Source organism: Neorhizobium descurainiae (genome assembly GCF_051400715.1).
Lineage (GTDB): Bacteria > Pseudomonadota > Alphaproteobacteria > Rhizobiales > Rhizobiaceae > Neorhizobium.
Genome location: NZ_JBLFFK010000010.1, coordinates 146946 through 161026 on the forward strand (window position 1 = coordinate 146946; position 14081 = coordinate 161026).

General features: G+C 64.7%; 15 protein-coding genes. 7 read left to right on the top strand and 8 right to left on the bottom strand.

Annotation, left to right across the window (positions count from 1 at the left end):
* Positions 1-61: 61 nt before the first annotated feature.
* Positions 62-985 (bottom strand): alpha/beta hydrolase, encoded by a 924-nt coding sequence (locus ACMGE0_RS18460; protein ID WP_436817331.1) that lies wholly within the window; start codon positions 983-985, stop codon positions 62-64.
* A gap of 47 nt (positions 986-1032) precedes the next feature.
* Between ACMGE0_RS18460 and ACMGE0_RS18465 the strand changes: the two genes are divergently transcribed.
* Complete coding sequence (locus tag ACMGE0_RS18465) at positions 1033-1509, top strand: MarR family winged helix-turn-helix transcriptional regulator (protein ID WP_436817332.1); 477 nt, start codon at positions 1033-1035, stop codon at positions 1507-1509.
* A 7-nt stretch (positions 1510-1516) separates the two neighbouring features.
* Here the strand turns inward: ACMGE0_RS18465 and ACMGE0_RS18470 are convergent, their stop codons facing one another.
* Positions 1517-3340 carry a monovalent cation:proton antiporter-2 (CPA2) family protein gene (locus tag ACMGE0_RS18470; protein WP_436817333.1) on the bottom strand — a complete coding sequence of 608 codons (1824 nt, stop codon included), beginning with the start codon at positions 3338-3340 and terminating at the stop codon, positions 1517-1519.
* Between the two features lie 29 nt (positions 3341-3369).
* Positions 3370-3729: a gamma-butyrobetaine hydroxylase family protein gene (locus tag ACMGE0_RS18475; protein WP_436817334.1), complete on the bottom strand. Its 360-nt coding sequence runs from the start codon at positions 3727-3729 to the stop codon at positions 3370-3372.
* 219 nt (positions 3730-3948) lie between these two features.
* Between ACMGE0_RS18475 and moaA the strand changes: the two genes are divergently transcribed.
* Positions 3949-4938, top strand: a complete 990-nt coding sequence (gene moaA, locus ACMGE0_RS18480; RefSeq protein WP_436817388.1) for a GTP 3',8-cyclase MoaA — start codon at positions 3949-3951, stop codon at positions 4936-4938.
* 21 nt (positions 4939-4959) lie between these two features.
* Here moaA and ACMGE0_RS18485 read toward each other — a convergent pair whose 3' ends face one another.
* Both ACMGE0_RS18485 and ACMGE0_RS18490 read right to left on the bottom strand, forming a co-directional pair.
* The gene (locus ACMGE0_RS18485; protein ID WP_436817335.1) at positions 4960-5730 is read right to left on the bottom strand and encodes an SDR family oxidoreductase; all 771 of its coding nucleotides are present in this window, start codon (positions 5728-5730) and stop codon (positions 4960-4962) included.
* Between the two features lie 89 nt (positions 5731-5819).
* The gene (locus tag ACMGE0_RS18490; RefSeq protein ID WP_436817336.1) at positions 5820-6335 is read right to left on the bottom strand and encodes a hypothetical protein; all 516 of its coding nucleotides are present in this window, start codon (positions 6333-6335) and stop codon (positions 5820-5822) included.
* A 128-nt stretch (positions 6336-6463) separates the two neighbouring features.
* On the opposite strand from ACMGE0_RS18490, the gene ACMGE0_RS18495 reads away from it, so the two are divergent.
* Positions 6464-7345 carry a LysR family transcriptional regulator gene (locus ACMGE0_RS18495; protein ID WP_436817337.1) on the top strand — a complete coding sequence of 294 codons (882 nt, stop codon included), beginning with the start codon at positions 6464-6466 and terminating at the stop codon, positions 7343-7345.
* A 4-nt stretch (positions 7346-7349) separates the two neighbouring features.
* Here ACMGE0_RS18495 and ACMGE0_RS18500 read toward each other — a convergent pair whose 3' ends face one another.
* Complete coding sequence (locus ACMGE0_RS18500; protein ID WP_436817338.1) at positions 7350-9911, bottom strand: methyl-accepting chemotaxis protein; 2562 nt, start codon at positions 9909-9911, stop codon at positions 7350-7352.
* 280 nt (positions 9912-10191) lie between these two features.
* Here ACMGE0_RS18500 and ACMGE0_RS18505 point away from each other — a divergent pair, with 280 nt between their 5' ends.
* Genes ACMGE0_RS18505 through mobB form a run of 4 tightly spaced genes read left to right on the top strand, consistent with a single transcriptional unit; the run spans position 10192 to position 13496 of the window.
* Positions 10192-11097, top strand: a complete 906-nt coding sequence (locus tag ACMGE0_RS18505) for a DMT family transporter (protein WP_436817339.1) — start codon at positions 10192-10194, stop codon at positions 11095-11097.
* A 37-nt stretch (positions 11098-11134) separates the two neighbouring features.
* Positions 11135-12364 (top strand): multidrug effflux MFS transporter, encoded by a 1230-nt coding sequence (locus ACMGE0_RS18510; RefSeq protein WP_436817340.1) that lies wholly within the window; start codon positions 11135-11137, stop codon positions 12362-12364.
* On the top strand, positions 12361-12987 hold the full coding sequence (gene mobA, locus ACMGE0_RS18515; protein ID WP_436817341.1) for a molybdenum cofactor guanylyltransferase MobA: 627 nt from the start codon (positions 12361-12363) through the stop codon (positions 12985-12987). Before ACMGE0_RS18510 ends, mobA begins: the two co-directional genes overlap by 4 nt.
* Positions 12984-13496 carry a molybdopterin-guanine dinucleotide biosynthesis protein B gene (gene mobB, locus ACMGE0_RS18520; RefSeq protein ID WP_436817342.1) on the top strand — a complete coding sequence of 171 codons (513 nt, stop codon included), beginning with the start codon at positions 12984-12986 and terminating at the stop codon, positions 13494-13496. The genes mobA and mobB overlap by 4 nt, the downstream gene beginning before the upstream one ends.
* Here the strand turns inward: mobB and ACMGE0_RS18525 are convergent.
* Together ACMGE0_RS18525 and ACMGE0_RS18530 are read right to left on the bottom strand one after the other, a co-directional pair.
* A complete protein-coding gene (locus tag ACMGE0_RS18525) occupies positions 13493-13915 on the bottom strand; it encodes a DUF2442 domain-containing protein (RefSeq protein WP_436817389.1) in 423 nt (140 codons plus the stop codon). The genes mobB and ACMGE0_RS18525 overlap by 4 nt on opposite strands.
* Before the next feature lie 24 nt (positions 13916-13939).
* Positions 13940-14068, bottom strand: coding sequence for a hypothetical protein (locus ACMGE0_RS18530; protein ID WP_436817343.1), 129 nt, complete (start codon positions 14066-14068; stop codon positions 13940-13942).
* Positions 14069-14081 lie beyond the last annotated feature (13 nt).

Genomic DNA, 14081 nt, shown 5'->3' on the forward strand with positions numbered 1-14081 from the left:
TCCCCGCAATCGCTCCGGCCTTAGCCGGCGCGGGTGACAGTATGATGACAGGTTTCGGCGATCAAGCGGCGGCCCCGCTTCCGGCGGCTTCATGAACCGGTGGCATATCCTCCGACAGGAATGCGCCGATCGTTTCGATGACGCCACGGTCGCTGACGATGCGGCGATGGCCGAGACCGTTCGCCCAGTGGAGCTGCGCCGTCGCAAGATCGCCGAAGCGGCGAGCATGGTGGGATGCGACCTCCTTGTCCTCCTCCGCATGCACGACCAGCACGGGCTTGCCGAGCCGCGCGGCGGCGGCAACCGTGTCGAAATCGTCGAGCGAGGCACCCGCCACCTGCTCCGCGTGCTGGATCAGCAACGCCTTGACGCGCGGCGCCAGCCCGACCATTCGCGAAAAATCGTCGAACAGCCAGTGGATATCGCTGGGCGATCCGATCACGACCAGCTTCGAAGGCGAGATCGCGCCGGCCCCCTTCATCACGCCGCCGGCCGCGAGCATCGAAGCCGCACCGCCGAAGGAATGGCCGACCACTGCGTCGAAACGGCCGAAGCGTCGCTCGGCCTCCACCACCGTATCCACCGCCTGGCGCATGTTGAGGCTCCGGCCGCTCGAAAGACCGTGGCCTGGAAAATCGAGCACCACGACCTCGGCCCCGCTTTCCGCAAGCCCCGCCGGCAGGGCGGAAATGTAGGCCGCGCTCGACCCCCAGCCATGCACGACGAGATAACGCCGGCGCCCGGGCCTGCCGTCGCCGAAGCGGTAAGCCATGACGGTGGATTTCCCGGCCGGAAACGGCATCCTCTCGGCCGCTGCGAGCCTTTCCCGGCCCTCCGCCTCCGTCATCCGGGCCTTCTCGCCCTTCGGGCGGCGCGACGGCGTGCGGCAGAAAAGCGCAAAAGCGAGCTTTGCCGCGGTTTGAGGAGCCAGCCTTCCCAACATGGCGAAGGCGAGACGGATGACCTTGAGCGCAAAATTTGGCATAGTGGAAAAATCCGATAATGTTCAATCTTGAACAATAAAGTACAAACATGAACAAAAATCAATCCCTGCCGTGGGATCATCCGCGATTTAAAAGCTGGGTCGCCGTGGCGCGCGCCTGCCAGCTCATGCAGACCGTGCTGACGCGCGAGCTTTCCGGCCTAGACATCAAGCCGCCGCATCTCGACATCCTCGTCAACCTCTACCGGTTCGAAGGGATCTCGCAGCAGGAACTGGCCCGCAAGCTGCTGGTCGGCCGCTCCAACATGAGCATGACGCTGCCGCAGATGGAAAAGCGCGGCCTCGTCGAACGCCGCGGCGACCAGAAGGACAAGCGCGTGCTGCGCCTCCATCTCACGCAGGAAGGCCGGGCCGTTGCCGAGGAGGCGATGGCGATCCAGACGACGCTGATCGAGCGGACGCTTTCCTCGACGCCGATCGAGCAGTGCCATGCCATGGCCGAGTCGATGGAAAGAATCATCCTGGCGCTGCAGGCGGAAAACGCCGAGGAGACCGAGCAAGCCTGACCGGCGCCTATGAGGGCTGTTCCTTCAGCTCCGCCTGCTCCGCCGCGCGTCTTTCGCGCTCCTGCGCGGTTCTTGCGGCCACGAGATCGGCCGGGCCGGCATTGCCCCGGATCAGCGAGCGCCCGGCATAGATGCCGCCGACCAGTTCGAGCGCGAAGCGCTCTTTGTCGACGGAGCGGAATTCCTCGACCAGTTGGTCGGCCATCTCAGGCTCCTCGCCGAGGACATGCAGGACCTCCCTTCCGAAAGTCAGGGCCGATTCGTAGGTCTCGCGGATCTGGTAATCGACGCCCGCATGGATGAGGTCGATGGCATGGCCTCTGTCATAAGCGCGTGCCAGCAGCGGAACGAGCGGAAATTCCTCCTTGATGATTTCCGCCGTTTTGATTGCGGCCTCCTTGTCGTCCATCATGAGCAGGATCGCTTTCGCGGTGCCTGCGCCTGCGGCGTGAAGAATGTCGATCCTCGACCCGTCGCCATAGAAGACCTTGAAGCCGAACTCTCCCGCATCGCGCACGAATTCCACATCCTTGTCGATCATCGAAAGCGTGTAGCCCCGCGCCAGCAGCGGCTGGCTGACGATCTGCCCGAAGCGGCCGAAGCCGATCATCAGGACGGAGCCTTCGACATTTTCCGGCAGGGCGAGCCCCTCCGTATCGGGCTCCTGTTCCGGCGTCAGCCGGTCGTGCAGGATCACCATCAGCGGCGTCAGGACCATCGATATGATGACGGTTGCCGTCAGGATCGCATTGGTCTGCGCGTCGATCACCCCCTCGGACATCGCCGCGGCATAGAGGACGAAGGCGAACTCCCCGCCCTGCGCCATCAGGACGGCGCGCTCGAAGCTTTCGCTGTGGCAGGTTCGGAGGAGCCGCGCAACGACGTAGATGATCAGCGCCTTGAGGATCATGTAAGAGACAACGCTGGCGACTACGATCTGCCAGTTGGCGGCGATGACGGCAAGATCGATCGCCATGCCGACACCCAGGAAAAAGAGGCCGAGCAGGATGCCGCGGAAGGGTTCGATATCCGCTTCGAGCTGATGGCGGAACGACGACTCCGACAGGAGCACGCCGGCCAGGAACGCTCCCATCGCCATGGAAAGCCCGCTCATCTGCATGGCGAGCGCCGAACCCAAGACGACCAGGAGGGCCGCTGCCGTCATGACCTCCCGCGCGCCGGAGGTCGCGAGAAGCCGGAAGAACGGATTGAGCAGGTAGCGTCCGGCGAGAATCAGAGCGGCGACCGCGGCGATCGCGATGCCGATCGACGTCCACCGTTCCGCGGGCGTCGCGGTCGCCTCCGCCGTGGAGACCAGCGTCACGAGGGCCAGAAGCGGCACGATCGCCAGATCCTCGAAGAGGAGGATGGCGACGATGCGCTGGCCTTTCAGCGTCGAAAGCGCGTTCCGCTCCTGCAGCATCTGCATGACGATCGCCGTCGAGGTCAGGACGAAACCGGTGCCGGCGACAAAGGACGGACCGAACGGAAAGCCGAAGGCGATGCCGATCCCCGTCAGCCCGGCGATGCAGGCGATCACCTGAAAGGCTCCGAGGCCGAAGATGTCCTTGCGCATGCCCCAGAGCCTGGACGGCTGCATTTCGAGGCCGATGATGAAGAGAAACATCACCACGCCGAGCTCGGCCACATGCAGGATGGCTTGCGGATCGGAGAAGACGCCGAGGCCGAAGGGACCTATCGCCAGTCCGGCGGCGAGATAACCCAGCACGGACCCGAGTCCCGCACGCTTGAAGAGCGGCGCGGCGACGACGCCTGCCCCCAGCAGGACGACGACCTGCGCGAGATCGCTCGAATATGCTTCAGCCGCCAATGCTCATGTCTCCTGGATCGCTTCTGGATCTAAGCATCGCGGCTTAAACCCTTTTCGGCAAGCTCGCGCTCGTAATCCGCAAACAGGTCGCCCCCATGCTCCCCGAGCTCGCGCAGATAGGACCAGGTGAAGATGCCGCTGTCGTGACCGTCGTCGAAGGCGATGCGCACCGCGTAATTGCCGGTCGGCGCGATCGCCGCGATCCCGACATTCCGCTTGCCCGGCACGGTCACCTTCTGGCCCGGGCCATGGCCCTGCACTTCCGCCGAGGGAGAAAGAACCCGCATCGTCTCGGCAGGCACCGGAAAGGTGCGGCCGTCGTTGAAGGTGACGCTGAGCGTGCGGCGGTCTTTCGAAACCCTGAGTTCCGTCGGCCAGATCTCGCTCATGGTGGAGCTCCCGATTGTCATATACCCGCCGGAGGATTATGGGTTCGTCCGCTCCGCCGCAAGCTGTTTTACACTCGCCCCTGTTCTCATGGGGCCGATTGTCATACACTTGAAGCAGAGGCTCGAAGTCCCCACCTGTGGGGTAAGGGAGATTATCACGTGAACAGTTTCGCAGGACCGATCGGAGGGGCAGCGCCAATCATCGCCGACAAGGCGCCGATGATCGATCCGTTCGGCCGGGCGGTCACCTACCTGCGCGTCTCGGTCACCGACCGCTGCGATTTCCGCTGCACCTATTGCATGGCGGAAAACATGACCTTCCTGCCGAAGAAGGACCTGCTCACGCTCGAAGAGCTGAACCGGCTCTGTTCCGCCTTCATCGCCAAGGGTGTCCGCAAGCTGCGCCTCACGGGCGGCGAGCCGCTGGTGCGCAAGAACATCATGTTCCTGGTGCGCGAGCTCGGCCGCCATCTCCAGTCCGGCGCGCTCGACGAGCTGACGCTGACGACCAACGGCTCCCAGCTCGCCCGTTACGCCGACGAGCTCTACGATTGCGGCGTGCGCCGCATCAACGTCTCCCTCGACACGCTCGATCCCGCAAAATTCAAGACGATCACCCGCTGGGGCGATTTCCACAAGATCATGGAAGGCATCGACGCCGCCCGTAAGGCCGGCCTCAAGATCAAGCTCAACGCGGTGGCGCTCAGGGATTTCAACCGGCTCGAAATCCCCGCGATGATCCGCTTCGCGCATGAGCGCGGCATGGACCTGACGGTGATCGAGACCATGCCGATGGGCGAGATCGACGAGGACCGCACCGATCAATACCTGCCGCTTTCCGAGCTGCGGGCCGATCTCGAGGAGCAGTTCACGCTCGCGGACATTCCCTACAAGACCGGCGGACCGGCCCGCTATGTCGAGGTGAAGGAAACCGGGGGACGGCTCGGCTTCATCACGCCGATGACCCATAACTTCTGCGAGAGCTGCAACCGCGTGCGGCTCACCTGCACCGGGACGCTCTACATGTGCCTCGGCCAGAACGACGCGGCGGACCTCCGCACGGCGCTGCGCGCCTCCGAGAGCGACGATTATCTCTCTGCGGCGATCGACGAAGCGATCGGCCGCAAGCCGAAGGGCCACGACTTCATCATCGACCGCCAGCACAGGAAGCCCGCCCTCGCCCGCCACATGAGCGTCACCGGCGGCTAAAAAGCGCCAGCGCTCTTTTTCTCACGTCCGGCTGATCGAGACGCCGCCGTCGGCGAGCATCGAGGAACCCGTCACAAAGCTCGCCATGTCCGAACCCAAAAACAGTGCGGCTTTGGCGATCTCCTCCGGCTGCGCGACCCGTTTCAGCGCATGCAGTCCATTGATGAAGCTGACCGTCTCGGGAAGCGCGCCCGGAAAGTTGATCGGATTGGCGTCCGTGTCGACCCCGCCCGGCAGCAGGGCGTTGACCCGCACCTTGTGCGGTCCGAGTTCCGCCGCCAGCACCTGGACGAGACCCGCAAGCCCGGCTTTGGCGGCAGCATAGGCGCCCATGCCGGGCATGCCGGCGCTGTGGCCGACGAAGGTGGACGTGAAGACGATCGAGCCGCCGCCGCGGGCGATCATCGCCGGCGCTTGGTATTTCGCCGCAAGGAACCCGCTGGTGAGGTTGAGCTCCAGCGTGGTGCGCCAGTCGTCCGCGGATGTTTCGGTCACCGGGCCGTAGGCGACCGTGCCGCCGGCATTGTTGAAGGCGAAATCGAGCCCGCCGAAACGTTCCACCGCCGTTTCCACCAGCCGCCGATGCAGGTCCTCGTCGCGGATGTCTCCCGCAAGGGCCGCAGCCCTGCCCCCGGCAGCCTCGATTTCCTCGACCAGCGTGTCGAGCAGTCCGGCCCGTCTTGCCGTGACCACCAGGCTTGCGCCTTCATCGGCAAAAAGCCTTGCCGCAGCCCGGCCGATGCCGGCGCTCGCACCGGTGACTATTGCGATCTTTCCTTCAAGGATTTTCATGGGATCTCCGCTTTGCTGTTTTCATCAAGTGCGGGATCCAAATTCCAGATCGGGGCGCCGCCGGCCACCCGTTTCCTGACTTTCGCGGATCAGCGCGATGTCCGCCGATAGACATCCGGGCTGCAGGGCGAGCGGCCCGGACGGTCGCAGTAGGTCTGCTGCTCCGCTCCGGTCTTCACGAACCCCTCCAGCATCGGCCGGGTGAACGTGCCGTCGCTCGCGCCGGCGGCCCGATGGCAGGTGGCACAGGGCGGGCTCGGCCGGAATGCGTCGAGCCCTTCACCGGGCCTGATCGAACCATAGGTCCAGCGGCCCTCTTTGCGGCGCTTGACAAAGACCGTCGTCAGGTCGTCATCGGAAAAGCTTTCCATCAGGATGGTCATCGTCTCCGCAGGTCCGCCCCGACGCAGTGCTTCGAGCGAGGCATTGTCGACCAGCATGTTGCGGTAAGTCCCGTCGGGCCGGTCGACCCGGGCGTAACGCGTGAAGCCGCTGCTGTGATTGTCCGCAACGACCGCGAAAGCGGCTGCCGCGCCGGATATCAGCGCAAGGAACGCCAATAGCGCAACCAAGCTCGGCACCATGAAATGACCGGATTTCGGCAATGATCCACGCCTTCCCGTTGACTGTCGAGGGACAAAAGCCTTGCTTCGAAAGAAGATAAGGGTCACGCTGATTGCGTTCCAATCGGAATATCACGATCTGTGATAGGGAATTTTAATCAGGAGCTCCTATGGATATCCGGTCCATGGCGTGTTTCGTCGCCGTCGCCGAAGAGCTGCATTTCCGCCGGGCGGCCGAACGGCTGCATCTCACCCAGCCCTCGCTCAGCCAGCGCATCCGGGCCCTGGAGTTCGAGATAGGCACGGAGCTCTTTGCCCGCGACCGCCGCGGCGTCGCCCTCACACCTGCCGGCAAGGCATTTCTCGAACCGGCGCGGCGGGCGATCGAGAATGCAAATCTCGCCAAGGAACAGGCGCTGCGAGCAATGCGCGGCGAAGTCGGCCGGCTGCGGCTCGGTTTCACCGCGATCGCCTTCTACGGCGTGCTGCCGGAGGCCGTGCAGGCCTATCGCCGGCACTATCCCGACGTGGAAGTCGAGCTTTCCGAGATGAATTCGCCGTCGCTCGAAACGGCGCTGACGATGGGTACGATCGACCTTGCCATCCTGCATCCGCCGCTCGCCAGTCCGCATCTGGCCATCCGCGAACTGCCGGACGAGCCGTTCGTGCTCGCCCTGCCCGCCAGCCATCCGCTCGCCTCCCGGACCGAAATCCGGATTGCCGATCTCGCCGGCGAGCCGCTGCTGATTGCTCCGCGCAGCGTCGGACCCAGCATCCACGACCGCTTCATCGCCCTCTTTCAGGAAGAGCGCATCAGCCCGCGCATCGTCCAGGAAGTGACGCCGATGACGACGCTTGTCGGGCTTGTCGCGGCCGGCGCCGGCATGGGCTTCGTCACCGCGGGCCTGTCGCACCATCCCCGGCCTGGCGTCAGCTACCGTCCAGTCACGCCGACGCCGCCATCGTTGCCGATGGCGGCGTCCTGGTTGAAACCGGAGCTTCCAATCAGCGGGCAACGCTTCCTGGAAACGGTCGCCTCTCTGATCCCTTGAGGCCTCAGGCCGCGTCGCTGCGCAGCATGTCCGCGCGCCGCTCATAGGCGCCGGCGTGGAAATTCGTGTTCGGGTCGCGGGTCTTGAACCGCTCGATCTTCTCCGACAGCATTTCCACGCGCTTGCGCAGGCCGTGGATCTCGGCATTGTTCTCTTCGACCATCGCGGCGTTGCGCTGGGTGATGAGTTCCACTTCCTGAACGGCCTTGGTCACCTCGTGGATGCCGGTCGACTGCTCGCCGGTCGCGGCCGAAATCTGGGCGACCAGTTTGCGGACGTCCGTGATGTGGCCGATGATCTCGGTCAGCGCCGAACCGGTCTCCTCGACAAGCTGCACGCCGTTGCTGACCTGGGTCGAGCTTGCCGAGATGAGGCCTTTGATCTCGCGGGCCGCACCGGCGCAGCGCTGCGCCAACTCGCGCACTTCCTGGGCGACGACCGCGAAGCCGCGTCCCGCCTCACCCGCACGCGCCGCCTCGACGCCGGCATTCAACGCCAGAAGGTTGGTCTGGAAGGCGATCTCGTCGATCACGCCGATGATCGTCGCGATCTTGTCGGAGGAGCGGCTGATCTCGCCCATCGCGTCAACCGCGCGGGACACGACCTCGCCGGAACGGACCGCGAATTCCTCCGTCTCGTTGACGGAGACCGAAGTCTGCTTGGCGCTTTCGGCGGTCGAGCGGACGATATCGCTCAAGTGCCGGAGTGCCCGCGAGCTCTCTTCCAGCGCCGCCGCCTGCTGCTCGGTGCGGCGGGCAAGGTCGTCGGCGGACGAGGCGAGATTGCCGGTGCCGCCGTCGATCTCCTCGGCAGTGGAACGGACGTCGGCCAGCGTCGCCCGGAGCGCCTCGACGGCCTGGTTGTAGGTGCGCGCCATCTCGACGAAGTCTTCCGGCAGGTTCTCGTCCATGCTGCGTTCCAGATCGCCCTCGGCAAGCTTGCCGAGCACGTCGGAGAGAGCGGTGAGCGCCTGGCGCTGTTCGGCGGCGATGCGGGCGCGCTCCGAAGCACGGCGTTCGGCCTCGGCGTTGGAAAGCTCGCGGGCCGCGGTGGCCTCTTCCTCCAGGCGGATGTTCTCCAGCGCCGCATCGCGGAAGACGGTGACCGAGCGGACCATGTCGCCGATTTCGTCACCCCGCTCGCGGCCCTCGATCTTGACCTCGAGGTCGCCGGCGGCAAGCCGCTTCATCACCTCGGTGACACGGCGCAGCGGGCCGCGCAGGGTTTCGACCAGCATCAGGCCGCCGACGATGGCGAGCAGCGTGCCGAGCACCATGGCGACGATCGAGAGCTGGGCCGAGCGCTCGCTGTCCTCCTTGCCGACCTCCTGGGCCTGGGCGACGAAGTTCTTGAGGCCAGCCATGCCGGCGGTCAGTGTTCCGGTCGCGGCCGCCCGGGCCGTCTTCCACTCTTCGGCGATCGACAGAAGCTTGGCCGTATCGTCCTCGATCGACTTCAGCCGCGGCTGCAGCATGGGCGCGAATTCACGCATGGCCGGATTGCGCGCGAGTTCGGAGACCTCGGCGCTCGCCGTGTTCAACTGTGCCATGACGTCGAGGACGATCTTGCGGGCCTCTTCCGTCTGGGTGGCGCGCAGGCGCTCGATGTAGAGCTGCATGGCGTCGATGAGACGCAGCGACTCGGCGCTGCGGTCGAGAAGCGTGCGAAGGCTCGCCACTTCCCCTTCGATGCTGGCGAAACGCGAGGCGGCATTGCCCGCCTTGTTGGCGACCTCGGCCTCCATCTCGGACTGGTATTTCATGAAGGCACTTGCCGCGAGGCGGATCGCCTGGGCTTTTTCCGGAACGGGCCGATCGCTCTTGATGAGATCGCCCATGCCGTCGATCGCATCGCGGATGGGCTTCAATTGCTTGGCACCGTTCGGCGTCAGGAAGGACTGCACCTCGTCGAACGTCTTGGCGAGAATGCCGAGATACATGTCCGCGGTGCTGATCGCACCGTCATCCGTGCCCGTCTCGCGGACGGAATTGCGAACTTCGCCGATCTGCTCGGCGATCGCCTTGTAGGCATAGGCTTCCAGCACCATGCCCTTGGCGAATTTCTCCTTCCCCTCGAACTGCTTGCGGACGTTGGCTACCTGGTCGGCGACGCCGGTCGCGATGGTGCGGATGTCGTCGACGTTGTAGTCCAGGGCCGTGGCGTTCTCATCGCGCCTCTGCTTGATCGCCCAGAGGGCGTCGGTATCGGCCCGCAGCGCCGGCGCCAGACCGGTCACGACCGCGATGCGCTCCCGGTCGCCGTCGGTCACGAGCAGGCCTTCGAGCACCTCCACACCGTTTTCCTGCCGGTCGATCCCCTCTCTGAGGGCGGCAAGGGTCGCATCGTCGGGCTTGCTGGTGAATTCCTGGAGCACGGACTGGAGATTTTCGAAATCGCCGATGTTCTCGATCGTCGCGCGCGTCACGGTCATGTGCCCGTTCAGCATGCTCGCCGTATAGTAGCCGGCAAGGCCGACGCCGGCGATCAGAAGAACCAGCGGCACGACGAAAAGCAGAACCTTGGTGACGATCCGGCGGCCTTGAAGAAGACGATCGATGAAAGACATTTTTCCCCCAACTGCAATCAGGTACCGGCTTTCGCGTCAGCGGCATTCGCGAAACGGCAACGGCACGATTCCAGCCTCATGCGGGAATGATTGCGCCTACAGTCGGCAATTTCGGTTGAACAAGGGTTAATTCGGAACCCTTACAATTCGCTTTCTTACACTCTATCGCATATTAGACTTCCGTTCACCTCTACCCAAGAGCGTACCGCCCAGGTCGCAATCGCACTGGCGGTGGGTAAGCCATTGCTTTAAGAGACCTTCGGTACCGGAGGAATCGGGAATGGCATCGTCGGAAAATTCGCGGGGGGCGCTCCTCATGTCGCTCGCCATGGCGGCTTTCACCTTCAACGATGCGCTGGTCAAATCCGTCACCTCCGAGCTCGGCATCGCGCAGATCATGGCGGTGCGCGGCGTCATGGCGACCGTCCTCATCTATTGCGTCGCGCGTTATCTCGGCGTGAGGCTGTCTCTCAAGGCCGTCACGCATCCGCTCGTGCTGCTGCGCACCGCCTTCGAGATCGGCGCCACCCTCACCTTCCTTTCGGCGCTCGCCCATATCGAATTCGCGGCCGCCTCCTCGATCATGCAGTCGTTGCCGCTTGCCGTTACGTTAGGTGCGGCACTTTTCCTGGGGGAGCCGGTCGGCTGGCGGCGCTGGACGGCGATCGCCGTCGGCTTTGTCGGCGTGCTTCTCATCATCCGCCCCGGGCCGGAAGGTTTTACACCTGCCGCGCTGTTTGCCGTTGCCGCCTGCTTCTTCACCGCAAGCCGCGACCTGACGACCAGGCGGATCACCGCCGAAATCCCGACGCTCACCGTGACGCTCTTCACCTCGCTTGCCAACACCGTCGTCGGAGCGCTCCTCATCGTGCCGATGGGCGGCTGGCAGCCGGTCGGCCCTGAAGCGCTCGGCTATCTGGCGCTTGCCGCGGTCCTGGTCTTCGGCGGATATCAGGCGGTCATCAAATCCATGCGCGTCGGCGAGATTTCCTTCATCGCGCCCTTTCGCTACACGGGCCTCCTCTGGGCGCTGGCGATCGGCGTCTTCCTGTTCGGCGAGCGCCCGAACGCCTATATGCTCACGGGCGCTGCCATCGTTATCGGCTCCGGCCTCTATACCTTCTATCGCGAACGCAAGCGGCAGGGCGTCACGATCGAGAAGGCAAGCGCGGCCCCGCCGGCCTGACGAGAGGTCGCAAAGGCAGCGCAGAAAGGAAGAAGACGTGCAGCAGACCCGGTTTCTGGACAGACGCACCCCGCCGCATATCGTGACGCTGGTCGTCTGTGCCGGACTTGCAGCCCTTTCGCTCAACGTCTTCCTGCCGTCGCTTTCCGCCATGGCGGTCCATTTCGGCACCGACTATGCCGTCATGCAGCTTGCCGTCTCCGGTTATATCGCCGGTACCGCCCTGCTGCAGCTCGTGCTCGGACCGCTCTCCGACATTTTCGGGCGGCGCCGGGTGATGATCGGCAGCATTCTCATCCTGCTCGTCGGCACCGTGATCTGCATCACGGCACCCAATGTCACCGTCTTCATGTTCGGACGGCTCCTGCAGACGGCGGTCGTCGCGGGCTTCGTGCTGCCGCGCGCCATCATCCGCGACACCGTGCCGATGGAAGGTGCCGCCTCGATGATCGCCTATGTCACCATGGGCATGTCGCTGGTGCCGATGATCGCGCCCACCGTCGGCGGCACGCTCAACGACCTGTTCGGCTGGGAGGCGAATTTCGCCCTCATCCTGGGACTGGGTCTTCTCGCCCTGATGCTGGTCTCCGCCGATCTCGGCGAGACGAACCGCACGCCGGCGGCGAGCTTCACGGCGCAATTCAAAAGCTGGCCCGAGCTTTTCCAGTCCCGCCGCTTCTGGGGCTATACGCTCACCTCGACCTTTTCCTCCGGCGTCTTCTTCGCCTTTCTCGGCGGCGCGCCCTTCGTCGGCACGGCGATCTACCATCTGACGCCGACCATGCTCGGCGTGCAGTTCTTCCTGATCGCTGCAGGCTATATGGTCGGCAATTTCATCTCCGGCCGCTATACCCGCCGCTTCGGCACCATGACCATGATGCTTTCGGGCAGCGTCGTCAGCCTGATCGGCGTCGCCGTCACCACCGCCATTCTTCTCGGCGACGTGGCGTCGGCGACCGCCTTCTTCGCGCCGCTGGCGCTGACGGGCGTGGGCAACGGCCTCACGCTGCCGAGCTCGAACGCCGGCATCGTCAGCGTGCGCCCGCACCTTGCCGGCTCGGCCTCCGGCCTCGGCGGCGCGATCACGGTCGGCGGCGGCGCGGCCATGTCGACGCTGGCGGCGGCCGTGCTCAAGGAAGAAGGCGGCGCCATGCCGCTCCTCGTCGTGATGGCCGTCTCGACACTGCTGGCGCTTGCCGCAACCGCCTATGTCCGCCAGATCGACCGCCGCGAAGGCGCGATCGAAACCCGGGACGCCGACGGATGACCGGCGCGGCACTCCCTCCCGGCCTGATCCTTGCCGGCGGCAAGTCGAGCCGCATGGGCACGGCGAAGGCGTTGCTCACAATCGGCGGCGACACCATTCTCGGCCATATCGTCCGGCGGCTCTCGCCCCAGGTTTCGGCAATCACGCTCAATGCGCCCGAAGACTTTTTAAATCCGCTTGGCCTGCGTCTGCTGCCCGACCGGCTCGGCGGCCAGGCCGGGCCGCTTGCCGGCGTGCTCTCCGGCCTCCGCGACATGGAGGACCATGGCATCGCCGCCAGCCATCTCCTGACCGTCCCGTCGGACAGCCCCTTCCTGCCGGCCGATCTCGTCGCCCGCCTTCAGGCCAGGACGACCGATCCGGACGCGATCGTCATCGCCGCGTCGGACGGGCGCAATCACCCGGTCTTCGGGCTCTGGCCGGTCTCGATCGCCGACGATCTCGAACCCTGGCTTGCCGATCCGGAAAACCGGCGCATCACCGCCTTCCTCCGGCGTCACCGCACGGTGACCGTCGAATTCCCGATGATCGGGACGCCCCGCGGACCGCTCGATCCCTTCTTCAACATCAACACGCCGGAAGACCTCGAAGAAGCCCGACGCTTTGCGGAGGAACTCGCATGAGCCCTGCCCGCGTCTTCGGCATTTCCGGCTGGAAGAATTCCGGCAAGACGGGCTTGACGGTGCAGCTCATCGCCGAACTCACCCGCCGCGGCTACCGGATCTCTACCATCAAGCACGCCCACCACGATTTCGACATCGACAAGCCGGGCGCCGATTCCTTCCGCCACCGGGAAGCCGGCGCGAGCGAGGTGGCGATCGTCTCCGACACCCGCTTCGCCATCATGCACGAGCTGCGCGGCGAGCAAGAGCCGCGCCTTGCCGACATCCTCGCCCGCCTCGAACCCTGCGATCTCGTGCTCATCGAGGGCTACAAGCGGGAGCCGGTCCCGAAGATCGAGACCCGTCGCCTCGATGCCAAAAGTCGTGAGCCGCTCGCACCGAACGACCCGCATATCGTCGCCATCGCCGCCGACCATCCGGTGACGGACACGGCGCTGCCGGTCTTCGACCTCGACGACCCGGCGGCAATCGCCGATTTCATAGAGAAGGTGACCGGACTCAGGCGTTAAGCCTCGCCCTGGTGCTCGACAAGATAACGGGTCGCAAGCGCAACGTGACGGGGGATCGGCTTGTCCTTGCGATAATCCGCGACGAGACGGCGCGAAATTTCCAATGCCGAAGCCATGCCGTCGAGCGACATGCCGAGCTTTTCCATGGCGTTCCGAAAATCACGGTTATCGAACGTGACGGATGGCAGCGCGGCGAGCCACACGGCAGAGAATTCGAGATCTTCGCCCGGCCATTCCAAGGCATTGCGGTCCTCGCTGACCGCCATCCTAGTAAAAAGCGCATCGTCCTGCCGAAGCGGAATATAGATGCGGCGGCTTTCCAGTGCCGGCGCAAGATCGACGATCTTCGCCTCTCCGCTGTCCCAGACAATCCTCACCTTGCGCCCATCGAGGGGGGTTGCCTCTGCAATACGCGGCAGAGGCTCCCAACGGTAATGACCTCATTATCTTTCATTGAGGCGTTGCGAGGCATCTTCCAGCACCTTTCTATTCTCCATCACCCAGGTCATGGCGATCCCGAAACTGCGTCGGTCGATCGAACCTGCAAGGATTTCCAAATCGGCAAGCCGCACCAGGGCTTCATGA